Source organism: Paenibacillus taihuensis (assembly GCF_003386535.1).
Lineage (GTDB): Bacteria > Bacillota > Bacilli > Paenibacillales > Paenibacillaceae > Paenibacillus_Z > Paenibacillus_Z taihuensis.
In genome coordinates, this window is the sequence record NZ_QTTN01000053.1 from 1 (window position 1) to 17,187 (window position 17,187).

Below are 17,187 nucleotides of genomic sequence, written 5' to 3' on the forward strand. Positions count from 1 at the left end.
GAGAAGGCGAATCCGCATGGTGTACTGGAAACAATGGAAACGAGTGAAGACAAGGTTTACGAACCTAAAAGCATTTGGGATCCGCGCCAAACAAGCATGGGAATACGCCAACACAAGAAAGGGCTACTGGAGAACCTCCCATAGCCCGATCCTCTCCAAATCCCTCGACAACAATACCCTCAAAGAACTCGGATTCTTATTCTTTTCAGATTACTACCGACAAGTTACAACGTAAACTTAGGAACCGCCGTATACCGAACGGTACGTACGGTGGTGTGGGAGGTCGGCTACTCAACTAATGGGTAGCCTCCTACCCGATTGGCTCATGATCTGAACGAACTTGTCATTCTCCCTCTCACAGGGTAGGATGATAGCATCTTCTATTTTTCAGCAGAAAGGAATCGAACCCCATATGAAATACAATCCCGAAGAAGACGAAATCATTGATTCTCTTGATCAGCTGCGGGAGCTGGTAGGCGTTCCGCATGAGGCGGTTGTGAAGAAGACGATTGACCATATCGACGATCATGTTCGGAGCTATCTGGCGAAGTGCCCGCTCTTCTTCATGGCGACGGCGAATGGCGACGGGCAGTGCGATGTATCGCCGCGCGGTGACCAGCCGGGGTTCGTGCAGGTGTTGGACGAGCATACCCTGGCATTCCCTGAGCGAATGGGCAACAGACGGGTGGATTCGATGATCAACCTGCTGTCCAATCCGGGGCTCGGCATGATTTGTATTTTGCCGGGAATGAATGAAGTGCTTCGGATTAATGGCAAGGCTCAGATGATCCGCAACGAAGCGCTGTTAAAGAGCATGGCGCTGAATGGGAGAAAGCCGAATTTTGCCGTGAAGGTGACGGTTGAGGAATGCTTCATCCATTGCCCGCGGGCGCTGAAGTCTTCCGACGTATGGGACGCGGAAACATGGCTGAGCCGCGAGGAGTTCCCTAATATACAGCGAATCTTCGAGGACCACATTACGAGCAACGGCTATGTAATCGGCAGCGATTCGAACTAGTAGTCTGGCAGGTTTGTTTGCTATGGATGGAATGCGGCGACAATGGTGATAGGGAGGGATGCGCGACATGCTCTTTACACCTTTGAAGCCCATGCTCGCCATTACGGGCAAAGAGGCGTTCGACGATGTTCAGTTTATATTCGAGCCTCAATATGATGGCGGGCGGATTCTGATTCACAAGCGGCAAGATCGAATAGAAGCGTATACGCGGTATGGTCAAGTCGTGACGGTTAAGTTCCCGGAGCTGCTGGAGGCGGCAAAAGCAATCCAGGCAGACACAGCGATCCTGGACTGTGAAGGCATCTGTTTGCGTGACGGACGGCCGATCTTTGATGACTTCAACCATCGCGGGCGGCTTGGCAAATCAGCCGCAATTGCGCAGGGGGCATTGCTGCACCCGGCGACCTTTGTGGCTTTTGACGTGCTTTATTCGGAAGGGCGGGAGCATCTGAATGAGCCGTTAACGCGGCGAAAGGAACGACTCGCTGATATTGTTATGGATTCGACGGTACTTACGAAGACGATGTACATAGAGGGGCAAGGGCGGGCGCTGTTCGACCTGACGAAGGAGCGGGGGCTGGAAGGGATCGTTGCGAAGCGGCGGGATTCCGCCTACCGGCTGGATTTTAGGTCGTCAGAATGGCTGTCGGTGAAGCATGTTCGAACGGTGGAGGCTGTTATTCTAGGCTATCGGACAAAGCCGTTTGCGCTGGTCATTGGACTTCATTTTCGCTCGCTGCGTAATAAACCTGTCGGCACGGTGGCAGATGGCCTCAGCCTTGCGGACAAGCAGGCTTTCTTGGCCATCGCGGAGCAGCTCCATACGGAGAAGGATCGGCAGACGGATACACAGTGGATTGAACCGCGGCTTTGCTGCCAGGTCGATTACCTCGATCGGACGGATATGCATCAGCTGCGGACGACATATTTTCGGGGCTTCCTGCCTCATAAACGGCCGGAGGATTGTGTCTGGCCATACAACTAACAGGGGTGGAGGAGTTGCCGAATGGCGGGTAACAAGGAATGGGACGGGGTGGCTTTCACGTTTACAGGAACGCCGCAGATTCAGTTCGGAAGCGGGATGCTTCATAAGCTGGCGGAGGTGCTGCCTGCAGGGACGCGGCGCATTTTGATTGTGATGGGCGGATTCCAGCAGTCTAATGCGGATGCGTGGAAAATGGTTGCAGACTCGCTCGCTGCCGCTGGCATCGTAACCGATACCGCGCACATTCACCATGAGCCAACGGTGGAATGGGTGGACGATGTGGTTGGCCGTTTCCGTGGCATCTCGGTTGATGCGGTCGTCGCCATTGGCGGAGGGAGCGCGATGGATGCAGGCAAAGCGGTATCCGCGATGCTGACGACGGAGCCTGGCGATACGGTGCTGCATTATTTGGAAGGACAGCCGGCATACCGGCCTCATAATGGGAGCAAAATCTTCTTCATCGCTGTCCCGACAACGTCCGGAACCGGCAGCGAAATGACGAAGAATGCCGTCATCTCGATAAAAGGCGGCTTCAAGCGATCGTTGCGTCATGATCGCTTCATTCCGGACGTCGCCATTGTCGATGGCCGCATTACGATGAGCTGCCCGGCATCAGTGAAAGCCGCGAGCGGGCTGGACGCGTTAACGCAGCTCATCGAATCGTATGTATCGACCAAAGCATCGCCGATGACCGATGCGCTGGCGCTGTCCGGCATCGAAGCTGCGATCAGGAGTTTGCTGCCGATCTGCACGACGGCGGGGCAGGACGAGAGGCTGCATGAGCAGATGGCGTACGCCTCGATGATGTCCGGGATTACGCTCGCGCATGCCGGACTTGGGCTCGTCCACGGCTTCGCTGCGCCGCTCGGCGGCAGCTTCCCGATTCCGCATGGCGTCATCTGCGGGACGCTGCTGGCGGAAGTGACGAAGCGCAACATCGAGCAGTTGCGCGCAGATGAAGGAGCGGCAGCCGGCGTGGCTGCTAGAGGCTTGGCGAAGTATGCAGCGGTCGGTGCGCTTGTGACCGGCCATCCGAAGGAGGATGCGGCTGGCTGCCTGGAGCGGTTAGTCGAGACGTTAGAGGCATGGACCGAAACGCTGCAAATCCCGAGGCTTGGCGCGTATGGAGTGACTGCGGACAACCTGGACGCGGTCATCGCGGCGTCGAATAATAAGCAGAGTCCGGTTCAGCTGGACAAAGCGGTGATGAGGGAGATTTTGCTGGCACGGATTTAGCGGGGCGGAGAGCGAGGTGATGCAAACCAAGCTTGGCGCCGCGGCTTGTCTGCACCCTTCTACATCGGTTTTATCCACTATAGAAGGGCTGAAACGCTCGAACCGGCCACCTATAATGGAAAAGTCCAATCATTTTCTCGTGAAACTCGTGATATAGGCCTATTCCGCCGAAAATGAGTGGATAAGTCCACTATAGCTCCCGCAAAGCCGTTATTTTGAACCAAATGAGGATTTATCCAATGTAGCTTCTCCCCATGTAGCTTCTCCCAATGCAGCCTCTCATCATGAGTCGCAGTTCGTTTGCCGACTGGGGGTGAACGCGGACCACATGCCATTGCTTATAAAACAAACCCCTTGACCAAGATGGCCAAGGGGTTATTTGTTGTCTTTTTTCACGGTCACCCTGTACTAGATAGTCGCCAAATCCTTCAGCAGCCAGCTCTTGCTCTCGGCATCTGCGACCTGCTCCGTATAGCGAGCCGCTGTCTCCGCAGCCTCGCGCTGCTGATCTGCTTGGTTCATCACGGCATAAGCTCTGGCGGCGGCTTCGTAGCCGTATGCGATATAGAACGGCTCGAGCTCGGCAGCTTCGCTAACCTCGATGCATCGGTTCGCATAAGCCAGCGCTTGCTCGCCGCTGCCAATCACGGCATACACGCGTGCGAGCTGCCAATAGCCGATCGATAAATTCGTCTGTGTATGCTCGGGCACCTGCGTCCAGTGCCAGAACGAGCTGTGGCACAGATGTACCATCGTCTCAGTGTCGCTGGCGGAACGGTCTGCCTTATCTAGCAAATCCCAAACTTGATTGAAGCAGGAGGAAGCAAGTGATTTATGGGTAAAAGTCGTCGACGCTGCAGGTGAGGTCAATTTGATCAGCTCCTAGTTTGTCAAGCATTTTCCACCACTTTAAAACGATATTTCAAATCTCGCGCTTCATTCTTATACTAGTAATAGAAGTTCATAGCAGATAGGGGACGGGCGAGATGGAAGAGCTTCGTAGAGCGGTTGAAGAACTGATGAAAGAAATTCCTGAATTGCGCGATGTGTCTAGCGAAGAGCTCATTCAGCTCATTCAGGCACTCCTCACTGCAAGTCGTCAAAAACAAGCTGAATAATTTTCTCCAGCTTCTCTCTCGTGCGGGGATTCGATAGGTTGATGTTGTAGCGTGCAACGAGATCCTTAATCACAATCTCTTCTTGCGTGGCTGACATCGGTTTATGCTTGAACTCCTTGCCTGTCGTTAACCAATCCACGCTCACCTCGAAGAAAGCGGCGATTTGGGCGGTCATTTCATGGCCGGGTTCACGCTTGTTCGTCTCATACATGCCCAAGGTGCTTTTTCCAATATTAAGATGCTTCGCAAACTCCTCCTGGGACAAGTCTTTCCTGTACCTCAAATATGCGAGTCGTTCTCCGAATGTACGCAGCAGTAGCACCTCCATCAGCTATGGGCTAATCACCTGATATTATATCTTACAACAGAAGGACGAGTTTTGGTCGGTCTCGTAATGTGATTTACATTATTTACAATCACCAAATGTGAATATATACTAAAAAATGATCCTTACTGCAGCTAGAGCATAGGAGGTGAAACTGTGAATTGACTAACGACACAGACACGATTGAATGGCACAGGGGAACCCATTCATGTCTACTGCGTAAAGACGGAACCGGAGAACAATCAGGTCGTCTGCAGAAACCTGAACATCACAGCCGACGTTCTGTATATGGGCGTAACGCCTCGCCTATATGGGAGATCGAGCTATAAGGCAGGAATTCCGATGTTCGTGACGCGGGATGGAACGTACTTGCAATTGGGCAACTTGTCCGCCTACAAGGATATGCTGTCGACGCTTGGCTTCGTCCTGTTCAATCCGTCCTACTTGGTGAACGTGCCGCTTATCGACCGGATCGTAGTTGGTCCGTACGGGAATGACGCGTATTTCAAGGGAGCGGGAGATATCTCGGTCCCGATCTCCAAGGCTAGGACTGCGAAGTATCGGCACTTAGTAGTGAAGGCTGAAGCAGACAAATTTCCTCCGGTCTGGTGACAATGATCCTAGTACCCACCATACTCTGAATCGATTATGATAGCGGTAAGCGCTTTTTATGAGGAGGATGTCGGTATGATGTATCAGTTGAGGAAGACGAGCAGCAGGGCATTTACAGCCGAGAACAGGTCGGGAGCTGTCGGCAGCGGCGGGCAAGCGAATAACGGGCGCAAGGGAGCGCCATGTATCGTGGGTTTTAGGCAGGGGCAGACAATTGAGCTGCTGAATTGCGACGGGCCAGGCGTCGTGCGGCATATTTGGATGACGCTGCCGCCTGGCAATGCGGATCATATGCGCAACGTCATCCTGCGTATGTACTGGGATGGGCAGGAGCATCCAAGCGTAGAGGCGCCGATCGGCGACTTCTTCGGCGTCGCGCATGGACGGCAGGTCAAGATGCAATCCGACTGCGTCTCGATGCAAGCGGGCAAAGGCCTCAACTGCTGGATTCCGATGCCTTTCCGGAAGAAGGCGGTCATTACGATCGAGAACGATTCTAGCAGCGACGTTGCGATGCTGTTCTACCAGATCGACGCGACGGTTGGCGACGAGCTGGACGAGCAGGCCGGCTGCTTCCATGCCCGGTTCCGGCGTAACAATCCGTGTCCGATGCACGAGGACTTCGTCATTGCTGACCATATTAAGGGCCAAGGCGTATATCTTGGCACGACGCTCGGCGTGCGCAGCATCTACCGCGATTGCTGGTGGGGCGAAGGCGAAGTGAAGTTCTACATCGACGGGGATTCCGATTACCCGACGATATGCGGTACCGGCGCGGAGGATTATATGGGCTCCGCCTGGGGGCTTGAAGAGGTGCTCACGCCGTATCAAGGCGCACCGCTCGTCGATGGCGAGAACGGACTGTATTCGATCTACCGGTTCCATGTGCGGGACCCGATTTATTTCCAAGACAGCTTGAAGGTGACGGTGCAGCAGATCGGCTACGGCCCGATTGACAAGGCGGAGAGGTACTTCGGCGACCGCCTGGTCCACTACCGTGCTGCCGGCGCCTCCGAGGAAGACGATCACCGGTACTTCGAGCTGAGCGATGATTACAGCGCGGTCGCTTACTGGTACCAGACACTGCCGTCGCAGCCGTTCGATCATTTCCCGAACAGGGAAGAGCGGAGCAGGGACCTGTTGGATGGTAAGGGAGAGAGTGGACCGGGGCGGAGCGATGTGTAGGGCAGCGCGTGCCGAAATCTATTCTTAATATAAAAGAAGACCTTACCTGATTCGGTAAGGTCTTCTTTATTTGGTCTTATTTGGTCTTTTTACGTTGTAAGTGTACCTGTTCCGGAATCTGACAGATCGCCAGTTCCGCCACCGTTACGAAGATCGTTGTTCTTCAACATTGTTGCGGTCGTATTGGAGCTTATCAAGACGCCATATTGCGGTTTGTTCGCGAGCGATCCTGCGCGGCACATGTTGTTCTGAACATTGTTGGTCGCATTTGCGCCGGCTGCTCCGCTGCTCAGGAAGATATTTTGATAACCAAGGTTAGCCGACTGGCTGTTCTCTTTGCATTGGTTGTTTATGATGGAATTGTTGTTCGTATCATTAGCCGAATCGCCACGAACGAAGATGCCATGTTGACCGTTCTTCGCACAGCGGTTGCCATCGACTACCGTATACTTACACTTCCATAGATAGATGCCTGACGATGTGTTGCTCGAGCACGTATTGCCGGATACGGAGTTGTCAGTGCTGTTCTCGATGTTAATGCCGCGGCCTGTGTTATTCGTGCAGTTATTGTCATTGATTGTATTGTCAATGGAGTTGTATACCGAGATGCCCTCGCCGGTGTTGCCGTAGCATCTATTGCTTGTCACAACGTTACGGTTAGCACTGTTCAGCAGATAGATACCATGAGAGCCATTGTTGTATACCACGTTGCCGCTGATAGTATTGTCTGTCGACGTATTGACATAGATGCCATAGTTACCGCTTGCGAAGATGATATTCCCTGTTACGGAATAGTACCGCGACGAGGATGCAAGGTAAATTCCCCACATGGTGTTGCCGTCAAAGACGTTGCCGTTGATTGTCGCGCTGGAATCGCCAAGCGCTTGAACTCCGATCTTGTTGCCTTTGAAGACATTCCCCACAATGATAACGTCTTTTACTGTTCCGCCGAGCTCTGGCTCAATATCTATACCTGCAGCTGGATCTGTTCCTTGCGTTGTTTCGAAGGAGCAGTTGATGACTCGGAAGTTCTCGTTGGCGCAGATCGAGATGCCCTGTCTGCGGTTATCGATGAACGAGACATTCTCTACGCTCACCTTCTTGGTATTTCCAAGCGTGGTATGGAAACGCGTATAGATCCCATCGCCCCAGAACTCTTTGCAAGTCGTATCGCGAATAGTTACATTGGTTGCTCCCTCAAGCCAAACGCCAACCCCAACTTGGCCTTCAACAGGTCCGGTATGCGTATACCGTTCGCCTTGCAGGACGCCGCCTTCAATTGTTACATTTGAAACAGCTCTTACAAGAAATATGGCATAGTTATTGAACGCATTCGTGATCGCTTTCAGTGTAGCGCCTTCTGCCAGTATGACAGTGACGTTGCTTCGAAGCGAAATACAGGTCGCGTTTGTTACCGGGTTGTACGGGTTCCCTGCGTTGATCATATAAGTGCCCTCAGGAATATAGACCGTACCACCGGATGCTGGTAACGAGCTCATAGCAGCATTGATGGCCACTGTATCGTCAGCCACGCCGTTGCCTAATGCTCCAAAGTTCTTCACGTTCACCCAGTTAACCAGAAGATTGGCGCCGCTGCCGGAGCTTCCTGTTGTATTGATTGTAATATTAGACGAACCGTCAAAGGATGCAGAACCTGTAACGCTACCTGCCAGTGTAATGCTTCGTGCAGTCTGAAGCTTTGCAGCCTGATCTACAACGCCGTTATTGTTCGTATCGTACACCGATTTGAGCATATCTCCACTGCCGCTGCCGGTCGCCGCATTCCACGCTGCTTTCTCTACATCGGTTACAAAACGGTGCGTAGCATCTTCGACAATCATGGTAGCAGGGTGAGTAGCAGGGTGGACGTAGTTATTCGCACCTGCTGCGATCCCGTCCAACTTGGATTTGTCTGCAGCACTCATGAGACCTTCTGCACTTGGGGTAGCAGCAGGAACAGATGCCACGATATTAATATTGGCTGTACCGTCGAACACAGCAGAACCGGTAACATCGCCGCTTAATGCAATGGTACGAGCTGTTTGCAGCTTTGCAGCTTGATCGACAACGCCATTGTTATTCGTATCGTATACCGATTTAAGCATATCTCCACTGCCGCTGCCGCCTGTCGATGAATTCCAGTTTGCTTTCTCTGCGTCTGTAACAAACCGGTGCGTCGAATCCTCGACGATCATGGTAGCTGGGTGAGTAGCAGGGTGGACGTAGTTATTCGCCCCTGGTGCAACTCCATCCAATTTCGATTTATCCGCCGCACTCATTAAGCCTTCAGCACTCGATGAAGCAGACGGGATCGATGCTGTAATGGTAATATTGGCAGAACCATCAAATGCAGCAAAGCCTGTAACATCTCCATCCAGTGATATGACGCGAGCTATTTGCAGCTTGGCAGCCTGATCAACAACGCCATTATTATTTGTGTCGTAAACACTCTTCAACATGTCACCGTTTCCGTTACCGGTTCCCGCATTGACAACGGTTGTCTTTATCGTGACGTTATCAGAACCATCAAAAGTAGCGCTCCCGGTCACATCACCATCTAGCTTGATTTTCCTTGGTGTTGCAAGCTTCTCAGCCTTATCTACAACTCCATTTCGATTCGTATCATAGGTAGATTTCTGCATGTCGCCATTCGTACTCAACACTTTGCCTCCATTCTCGCGTAACCAATTGAAATCGGCACATGATGTCCTCAAGCATCGGTTAAGCCGCCCATTGAATTGAATGAGGTGCGAGTTGTTATAGGAGTTAGTGGAATCAGCAAAGCTGATGGAATGGAAATAGTTAGAATGCAGTCACCTCACTTTAGTACAGCGTATGCCAAAATAGTAGAGTTCGTGCGGGACGAGACGCTTCTTCTATGAAATAGGCGTGAAAAAGAGAGGGGTTAGCAAATGGAGCGATGGCGGTTAAGCGATGGCGATTCGGCAATCCGTCTAAATCAGCAGTATTGCCGAACCAAGAAGCACGCAGCGATAATGAGGGATAGTAGGCTATATTTCGCGTTTATGAAAATTAATAATTTGTTCAACTGTAATATTAAATGTATTGGCTAACAAAACAATAATATCGAGAGGTGGCTTTCTTCTGTTCTTCTCATAATGGGACAGAGTGGATCTGGCAATCCCCAGTGTTTTAGCTAAGTCTTCTTGCGTAATTTCTCTGGATTCTCGTAGTTCAGCAATGGCATTACCAATATGTAACACCCTATTCAACCCCTTCTCCAATGTAAAGTTCAATCGGCGTCCCAATAAGTGTTACTGTAATTATTATTCGAACATATAGCAGCGAGAAGAATAAAACCAATCAATAAAACATTATATTGATACATTATGTATCCACATTCATACTACGATACCATTTGTATCATGTCAATTGTATTTTCGCATAAAAGAACAGAAGAAAAAATAATAGAGGGAAAATGATACATTGTGTCACAATAGGTTGGTTTCCGCATAAATTTAACTTGACTTGTTACAATTTGTATCGTAATTTAGGTTTATATTTCAGATGGACGCTGTCAGTCATACCTAAGTCGGCGGCGACAGTGTATGTAACTCTCTTATTTAAGAAATGGAGCGTGAATGAGTATGCGTATCCTGGTAACGGGCTCCGCCGGTTTTATCGGCTTCCACGTCACCAATAAGCTATTGGACATGGGGTATTCAGTCGTTGGTTTCGATAATATGAACAGATATTACGATGTAGAGCTGAAAGAAGCGCGCCTTTCTAACTTGCTGGGGCGCGACCGATTTCACTTTGTGAAAGAATCGCTAGAGAACCGGCCGGAACTAGAACAGCTATTCGAAGCTCATCGCTTTGATGCCGTCATTCACTTGGCCGCACAAGCAGGAGTCCGGTACAGTTTGGAGCATCCACAAACGTACATTGATTCTAACGCGACGGGGTTTCTCAACATACTTGAAATGTGTCGAATCCACCAAATTGGTCATCTGCTCTATGCGTCGTCAAGCTCCGTCTACGGAGCTAATCGGAAAGTCCCTTTCTCTGAAGAGGATACGACCGACCACCCAGTCAGCTTGTATGCGGCTACTAAAAAGGCGAATGAGATGATGGCTCATTCGTACAGTCATATCTATCGTTTACCTGTAACAGGGCTGCGGTTCTTTACCGTATATGGTCCTTGGGGTCGGCCGGATATGGCATACTTCTCGTTCACGCGTTCCATTCTGGACGACAAGCCGATTACGGTCTTCAACAATGGAGAGATGTGGCGTGACTTTACTTATGTCGATGACGTCGTCCAGGCAATCGTCCGGTTAATACCGTGCTCGCCTTCGCCAAACTCCGATTGGGATGGCAACCCGCCCCAGCTTGGAAGCAGCAGCGCCCCTTACCGAATCTACAATATTGGCAATCATAGCCCAGAGAAGTTGGCTGATATGATTACTCTTCTTGAGCGGCACTTAGGCAGATCAGCTCGTATTGATTATCGCCCGATGCACCCAGGAGATGTTGAGGTGACCTTTGCTGACACCAAAGCTTTAGAGGAGCGAATCGGGTTTAAGCCAGAAACCTCTCTTGACGACGGGTTGGGCGCATTCGTGTCCTGGTATAAATCTTTCTATGATATTAAAGAGACTACATTGACGGGGTACAGAAAGACAGAACAATAGAGGGGATTAGATGATGAGAACAATTGCCATGATTGGTACAGGGTATGTGGGGCTTGTGAACGGCACATGCTTGGCTCATATCGGTCATCAAGTACAATGCTGCGATGCGAATCTTGACAAGATCGAATTGCTCCAGCAGGGAAGCATTCCGATCTATGAGCCTGGACTGGAGGCATTGGTAGCAGAGAATGTTACCGCTGGACGGTTATCGTTCACCTCCGACATTGCGTCTGCCATTGAGCAATCGGAATTGTTGTTTATTGCTGTAGGAACGCCTATGTCGGAAACAGGAGCGGCTGATATAAGCTACGTTCGGGCTGCAGCAGAACTGATTGGTCGTCATCTGACCGTCTCCAAGACGATTGTTATCAAGAGCACAGTTCCACTTGGAACAGGACGTAACGTAGAAAACTGGATACGCATGGCGATGCCAGATCCACATATTCCGTTTGATGTCGTTTCTAACCCTGAGTTTTTACGTGAAGGCTCAGCAGTCGCTGACTTTATGAAGATGGAGCGCTGCATTGTAGGCGCTATCCGGCCGGAAGCTGCTAAGCTAGTCGCGGATTGCTTTGAACCGCTCGGTACGAGAACGCACTTTACTAGTCCTGAGAGTGCGGAGATGATAAAATACGCAGCTAACGCATTTCTCGCGACGAAGATTTCTTTTATTAATGCCGTTGCGAATTTATGTGAGCGCTATGGCGCTGACGTGGAGGACGTGGCAAGGGGCATCGGTTCGGATAGCCGTATCGGCTCTGCGTTCTTACGCGCTGGCATCGGTTATGGCGGGTCATGCTTCCCGAAGGATACGCATGCGCTGAGTTGGATGGCTGATCAGGCCGGGTATGAATTCGGGTTGTTGAAAGAGGTCATTCATACGAACGAAGAGCAGAAGTATATGCTGCTTCGCAAGTTAGTTCAAGCCTTAGGGGATTTGCACGGAACGAAGATCGCTGTCCTCGGTTTAGCTTTCAAGCCCAACACCGATGATATGCGTGATGCACCATCGTTAGCGCTCATTCCAGCTTTAGTCGCCGCTGGAGCTCATGTGCGCGTGTATGATCCTGTTGCTATGACCGAGGCCAGGAAGTGGTTCGGGAATAGTGTGGAATATGGTACAGGTGTGTACCAAACGATTTCCGGCTGCGATGCCTGTATGATTGTTACAGAGTGGAACGAATTCACGTCTATGGACTTGAATCAGGTTCGCCAGCTTCTGGCGAAACCGATCATCGTGGACGGACGAAACTGCTACTCGCCAGCCATCATGCAAGAGCATCAGATTGAATACCATTCAATCGGTCGAACTGCGACAGTTAACACAGAGGCGAACTATAACTATATCGTTAGTTAATAGTGGATGGTGCACGGGAAAGTGTAGTTTTGTGTGCGTATAGATACAAATTGTATCAATAAAAATTAAGAAGTAAGTAAGGAGTCTGATGAGAATGAAAGTGAAAAAAGCGATTATTCCCGCAGCAGGGCTTGGTACTCGCTTCCTTCCCGCGACGAAGGCTCAGCCGAAGGAAATGCTCCCTATTGTTGATAAACCGACGATCCAGTACATCATCGAAGAGGCGGTGCGCTCAGGTATTGAAGATATCATGATCGTCACCGGTCGCAGTAAACGGGCTATTGAGGATCATTTTGACCGTTCGCTTGAATTGGAGGAAGCGCTGCTCGCTAAGGGCAAGCGGAGCGAATACAACGAAATTCGCCGCATCTCTGATTTGGCTAACTTGCACTATATCAGGCAAGGTGAGCCGCTCGGTCTCGGGCATGCCGTCTGGAGCGCACGGAAGTTTATCGGGAATGAACCGTTTGCGGTGCTGCTGGGCGACGATATTGTCAAATCGGAGGTTCCGTGTCTGCGGCAATTGACCGATGCGTATGACAAATACGGGACGTCCATTGTAGGGGTTCAGAAGGTTCCGGAGAAGGAGCTGCACAAGTATGGCGTAATTGCACCTGCAAGTGTACGCCAGCTGCATGAGGCGATCAAGATTCGAGACTTGGTTGAGAAGCCGCCGCTCGGAACAGAGCCGTCCGCTTATGCCATTATGGGCCGCTACATCCTGGAACCGGAAATTTTTGATCATATTGAGCAGCTAAGACCGAATCCGGGCGAAGAGGTACAGCTCACGGAAGCACTGCGTTTATTGAATCGGGAGAAGCCGATTATGGCCTATCCGTTCAAAGGGATTCGTTACGATGTTGGCGACAAAATAGGTTTTCTGCGAGCGACCGTCGATTTCGCGTTGGAAAGGCCAGATCTGCGCGAGGAAGCGATGGGCCTGCTGCATGAGGTGTATAGACGCGAGAAGCGCTCGGAGAAGACAACCGTATAGCTTGCTTGACAAGAGGCATCGCCGCTAGACCCAAACCATTAGGAGAGGTTGATCGAAACGATGAATCCTACAAAAGTGCTTATCACAGGTGGCGCCGGTTTTATTGGCTCTCATATTGTTGAACGCTGTCTTCAACAGGGCTGGGAAACGGTCGTCGTTGATAATCTATCGAAAGGAGACTTCGATAATATACCGATTGGAGCCCGTTTCTATCATGCGGATGTCAGATCCTATGAAATGGAAGCGATTCTGGCAAAGGAGCGGCCAGATGTCATTGTGCATCAAGCAGCACAAACAGACGTTCAATATTCCATTAATGAGCCGATGGAGGATGCCTCCGTTAACATTTTATCTACCGTTAATTTGCTGAAGCTGGCTGTGAAGTACGAGGTGCGCAAGTTTGTCTATGCTTCCTCTGCTGCCATCTATGGTATGCCTGAGGCTGTCCCGATCAATGAGGAGCATCCGAAGCACCCAATGTCCGGCTACGGGGTATCCAAATACGTGCCTGAGCTGTACATTCGTACGTACTCCAAGCTCTATGGAATGGAATATGCGATACTGCGCTATGCCAATGTGTATGGTCCGCGCCAAGCAAGTGACGGCGAAGGCGGCGTAGTTGCGATTTTCGTTGATCGCCTGCTGCGCGGGGAACGACTTGTCATTTATGGAGATGGCGAGCAAACGAGAGACTTCATCTTCGTCGAGGACATTGCCGATGCGAATATCGCAGCCATTTACGCGGAAGAGAACGTCATTGCCAATGTAGGTACGGCGTATCCGCTAAGTGTCAATGAACTCGTGACGAGCCTGCAGGATTGCTGCGGCATGAAGTCAAGAGTGGAGTACCGTACAGCTCGTGCAGGCGATATCAAGCATAGCGTCCTTGACAATCAGGAAGCCATACGGATGTTAGACTGGGCGCCTAAAGTATGCTTGGAAGAAGGTCTGTGGAAGACGTACCGTTACCGGTTGTCCAAGATCACACAAGAGCATGAACTTAAGTCGGCTCTTAGTTGATCCCTTCGAGAATGGGTGAGAACAATGAAGGATGAATCCAAGGTCATTAAAGAGATGTTCGTCCTAAGAAGCATTGCGTGCTTGGGCATCGTGACGTTTAACGCGCTTGATGCGGCATTTACACACTTCAAGCTGTCTGATGCAGCGCGCTTCACGTGGACACCAGCAATCATCGAAACCATTCAGATGCTGCTGTTATTCTCCACGCCGATGTTTATCTTTATATCGGAGTTTATACTGGCGCGCGCCTACCGGAGCGGGACTCCGTCCGGATTTCTTAGGAAGAGAGCCAAGTATATCCTCGTTCCTTACGTTACAATGGCCATCTTGTTCTCCTTCGTGGACTTGATGGTTGAGCATGATAATCCGTCGCTAAAGCTCTATCTCTACGAATTAGCCAAGAACTTCTTTCTCGCGGACTTTTTCGGCTACTTCCTGCTCGTTGTCTTTCAATTTTACTTGCTGCATTTAGCGTTTGATAAATGGATGGTTCGCCGGTTTTCCATGAAATCGGTGCTCATTTGCACAATTGGGCTCAATGTTCTCTATCTTGCGGTATTTAATCTGTTTGACCTGGAATCACTGCCGATAGGGAACTATTACATTGTAAGCTTTATGAATAAAGTACCAGCCTTCGCATGGGTTGCCTATTTCTCGCTCGCTTTCTATTGCGGAAGATACTATGAAACTTTTGCCGCGCAGCTAGGAAAACGAATCAAATGGGTGTTCGCGCTTCTCGTTCTAGCGGCAGCAGCCATGGAGGTACTGTACCATACTGGAGTTATTGAAAGGCTTTATTCCAAACGATTCGATGTTCTGCTATACACGACGGGGATGATCTTTATTCTCCTGCACTTCTCTAGTAAATGGAGCCGGATCCCGACTGTACTAGTGAAAGTAAGCCAATATTCGTTCGGTATATTCTTGCTGACAAGGTTCTTCTTGTTCGGGGTTAGCCAGTTGTTCCCTGATCAGTATTCATTGCCGCGCCTGCTCCTGTTTATCGTATTGGCCTGCGCAGTCTCGATTCTCGGCTCCATGGGCATTACGCATGTGCTGAACAAATTCCGCTTCGGACCGTTCATCGCTGGCCGAATTGGCATTGGAATTCCGCAGCAGCAGACGAAGCAGAAGGTCGGTAACGAAACCGGGGTTAAACTAAAAGAATACAGTTGACAAGTTACAATTTGTAACATAAAATTTAAATTGTTCGATACTGTTTGTAACATATTACGAGTGAGAAGAGGTTCGGAATGGAACTAAAACAAGTTCTAAAAGTGCTTAAATTAAAGCTGTGGTTCATTGTCGTCTTTGTCCTGATCGGTACATCAGCAGTCGGAGCATTCAGTGTCTATTATATTAAGCCGGTGTATGAAGCGTCAGCCAAGCTCGTGCTGAAGTCGAATGGTGAAACAGACGGAAGGCTCGTTAACTATGATGCGCTGCTTGCGAACGTCATGCTCATCGAGACGTATCGCGACATTGTAAAGACGCCAGGGCTGATGGAGAAAGTCGTCCAGGCTCATCCGGAACTAAACCTGACACCAGAGCAGCTGATTCTTAAAGTGAAAGTGAACTCCTCCAACAATCAAATTATGTCCGTTAATGTCAGAGATGACTCCTACAACAAAGCTGTACAAATCGCCAACGCTGTTTCCGTCGTCCTGGTTCAAGAAATTCCAAAAATTATGAATATCAACAACGTCTCGATTCTGGACGAAGCTGCCTACTTGCCTCAACCGGCTCCAGTCAAACCGAATAACGTTGTTAACATGGCCATTGGATTTGTCCTTTCATCGCTAATCGGCTTGTCGTTCGTGCTTCTGAGAGATTTCCTGAACGATAAAGTGAGATCGGAAGAAGCAATTGAGAAGGTGCTTGGCCTGACCGTTCTGGCCGTCATTCCGAAGATGAAGAAGGAAGAAGTAGCCCAGGTGGTTCGTACTACAGAAGAAAAGGTGGGTGAGCGTTCTTATGTGGCCATTAACCAGTAAAAAGTCGAATAATAACAATTCTTCGCCGATCCTTGAAGCTTGCTGGAAGATCAGAACGAGAGTGGATCACATCATGGCAGACGAATCGTGCAGGATGCTTACCGTCACTTCGACTGGGAAAGCGGAAGGAAAGACGACAGTCGCCGTAAACCTGGCTCGTTCCTACGCGCAGAAGAACAAGAAAGTGCTGTTAATTGATGCGAATCTTAGAAAGCCGGCTCTACATAAAGTGTTCGGCCTCTCGAATAGCAACGGGTTAACGAATATTTTGCGGGATCGGTTTGAGAAGAGCGAGATTATTCGCTATACCATGATTCCAAATTTGTTTCTAATTTCTTCAGGCCCGAATGTCGTCGATCCGATTGAGCTGCTGACTTCTAACCAGATCGCAAACCTTCTTGAGAAGCTTAAAGAAGAGTACGATGTCATTATCGTGGATACACCGCCAGCAATGGAATGGTCCGATGCCCAAATCGTTGCTTCTATGAGCGATGGCGCACTGCTAGTCATTAAAGATGACAAGGTGAGGATGGACCAGGCATTGAAGCTCAAGGTAATGATGGAGCAGGTCAATGCCCGAATTGTTGGAGCCGTACTCAACAATGTCAGCCGTCGCAGGCTAGCGAATTAAGGGAAATCTGTTTGGATACAATGATACAAAATGTAACTTAATAAAATGAAATGTCTC

The 17,187-nt window shown here is 50.1% G+C and carries 17 protein-coding genes; 13 read left to right on the plus strand and 4 right to left on the minus strand.

Annotated features, from left to right (window positions below; all coding sequences use genetic code 11):
- Positions 1-412: 412 nt before the first annotated feature.
- The 3 genes from A8990_RS28100 to A8990_RS28110 all read left to right on the plus strand — a co-directional run bounded on the left by A8990_RS28100 (position 413) and on the right by A8990_RS28110 (position 3,239).
- Positions 413-1,018, plus strand: coding sequence for an MSMEG_1061 family FMN-dependent PPOX-type flavoprotein (locus tag A8990_RS28100; RefSeq protein WP_181909817.1), 606 nt, complete (start codon positions 413-415; stop codon positions 1,016-1,018).
- Between the two features lie 67 nt (positions 1,019-1,085).
- Positions 1,086-2,003 carry an ATP-dependent DNA ligase gene (locus A8990_RS28105; RefSeq protein ID WP_116192332.1) on the plus strand — a complete coding sequence of 306 codons (918 nt, stop codon included), beginning with the start codon at positions 1,086-1,088 and terminating at the stop codon, positions 2,001-2,003.
- Positions 2,004-2,024: 21 nt separating this feature from the next.
- Positions 2,025-3,239, plus strand: a complete 1,215-nt coding sequence (locus A8990_RS28110; RefSeq protein WP_116192333.1) for an iron-containing alcohol dehydrogenase — start codon at positions 2,025-2,027, stop codon at positions 3,237-3,239.
- A gap of 408 nt (positions 3,240-3,647) precedes the next feature.
- Here A8990_RS28110 and A8990_RS28115 read toward each other — a convergent pair whose 3' ends face one another.
- Positions 3,648-4,109 (minus strand): hypothetical protein, encoded by a 462-nt coding sequence (locus tag A8990_RS28115; RefSeq protein WP_116192334.1) that lies wholly within the window; start codon positions 4,107-4,109, stop codon positions 3,648-3,650.
- Between the two features lie 116 nt (positions 4,110-4,225).
- On the opposite strand from A8990_RS28115, the gene A8990_RS32540 reads away from it, so the two are divergent.
- Complete coding sequence (locus tag A8990_RS32540; RefSeq protein ID WP_281272533.1) at positions 4,226-4,357, plus strand: hypothetical protein; 132 nt, start codon at positions 4,226-4,228, stop codon at positions 4,355-4,357.
- Here A8990_RS32540 and A8990_RS28120 read toward each other — a convergent pair.
- Positions 4,326-4,685, minus strand: a complete 360-nt coding sequence (locus tag A8990_RS28120) for a helix-turn-helix domain-containing protein (protein WP_281272534.1) — start codon at positions 4,683-4,685, stop codon at positions 4,326-4,328. The genes A8990_RS32540 and A8990_RS28120 overlap by 32 nt on opposite strands.
- Before the next feature lie 180 nt (positions 4,686-4,865).
- Here A8990_RS28120 and A8990_RS28125 point away from each other — a divergent pair, with 180 nt between their 5' ends.
- Complete coding sequence (locus A8990_RS28125; RefSeq protein WP_116192335.1) at positions 4,866-5,294, plus strand: LytTR family DNA-binding domain-containing protein; 429 nt, start codon at positions 4,866-4,868, stop codon at positions 5,292-5,294.
- 75 nt (positions 5,295-5,369) lie between these two features.
- Positions 5,370-6,479 carry a glycoside hydrolase family 172 protein gene (locus A8990_RS28130; RefSeq protein WP_116192336.1) on the plus strand — a complete coding sequence of 370 codons (1,110 nt, stop codon included), beginning with the start codon at positions 5,370-5,372 and terminating at the stop codon, positions 6,477-6,479.
- Between the two features lie 89 nt (positions 6,480-6,568).
- Here the strand turns inward: A8990_RS28130 and A8990_RS28135 are convergent, their stop codons facing one another.
- Both A8990_RS28135 and A8990_RS28140 read right to left on the minus strand, forming a co-directional pair.
- Positions 6,569-9,139, minus strand: a complete 2,571-nt coding sequence (locus tag A8990_RS28135; protein ID WP_116192337.1) for a right-handed parallel beta-helix repeat-containing protein — start codon at positions 9,137-9,139, stop codon at positions 6,569-6,571.
- Between the two features lie 351 nt (positions 9,140-9,490).
- Positions 9,491-9,703, minus strand: coding sequence for a helix-turn-helix transcriptional regulator (locus A8990_RS28140; RefSeq protein WP_181909818.1), 213 nt, complete (start codon positions 9,701-9,703; stop codon positions 9,491-9,493).
- 384 nt (positions 9,704-10,087) lie between these two features.
- On the opposite strand from A8990_RS28140, the gene A8990_RS28145 reads away from it, so the two are divergent.
- From A8990_RS28145 to A8990_RS28175, 7 genes are all read left to right on the plus strand, one after another.
- Complete coding sequence (locus tag A8990_RS28145) at positions 10,088-11,134, plus strand: NAD-dependent epimerase (RefSeq protein ID WP_181909819.1); 1,047 nt, start codon at positions 10,088-10,090, stop codon at positions 11,132-11,134.
- Positions 11,135-11,147: 13 nt separating this feature from the next.
- On the plus strand, positions 11,148-12,491 hold the full coding sequence (locus A8990_RS28150) for a UDP-glucose dehydrogenase family protein (protein WP_116192340.1): 1,344 nt from the start codon (positions 11,148-11,150) through the stop codon (positions 12,489-12,491).
- A 94-nt stretch (positions 12,492-12,585) separates the two neighbouring features.
- Entirely contained in the window at positions 12,586-13,485 is a 900-nt protein-coding gene (gene galU / locus A8990_RS28155) for a UTP--glucose-1-phosphate uridylyltransferase GalU (RefSeq protein ID WP_116192341.1), read from the plus strand.
- A gap of 60 nt (positions 13,486-13,545) precedes the next feature.
- Complete coding sequence (locus A8990_RS28160; RefSeq protein WP_116192342.1) at positions 13,546-14,505, plus strand: NAD-dependent epimerase/dehydratase family protein; 960 nt, start codon at positions 13,546-13,548, stop codon at positions 14,503-14,505.
- Positions 14,506-14,529: 24 nt separating this feature from the next.
- Entirely contained in the window at positions 14,530-15,681 is a 1,152-nt protein-coding gene (locus A8990_RS28165; RefSeq protein WP_116192343.1) for an acyltransferase family protein, read from the plus strand.
- A 77-nt stretch (positions 15,682-15,758) separates the two neighbouring features.
- Positions 15,759-16,499 (plus strand): YveK family protein, encoded by a 741-nt coding sequence (locus A8990_RS28170; protein ID WP_116192344.1) that lies wholly within the window; start codon positions 15,759-15,761, stop codon positions 16,497-16,499.
- Entirely contained in the window at positions 16,480-17,130 is a 651-nt protein-coding gene (locus tag A8990_RS28175) for a CpsD/CapB family tyrosine-protein kinase (RefSeq protein WP_116192345.1), read from the plus strand. The genes A8990_RS28170 and A8990_RS28175 overlap by 20 nt, the downstream gene beginning before the upstream one ends.
- Positions 17,131-17,187: the final 57 nt, after the last annotated feature.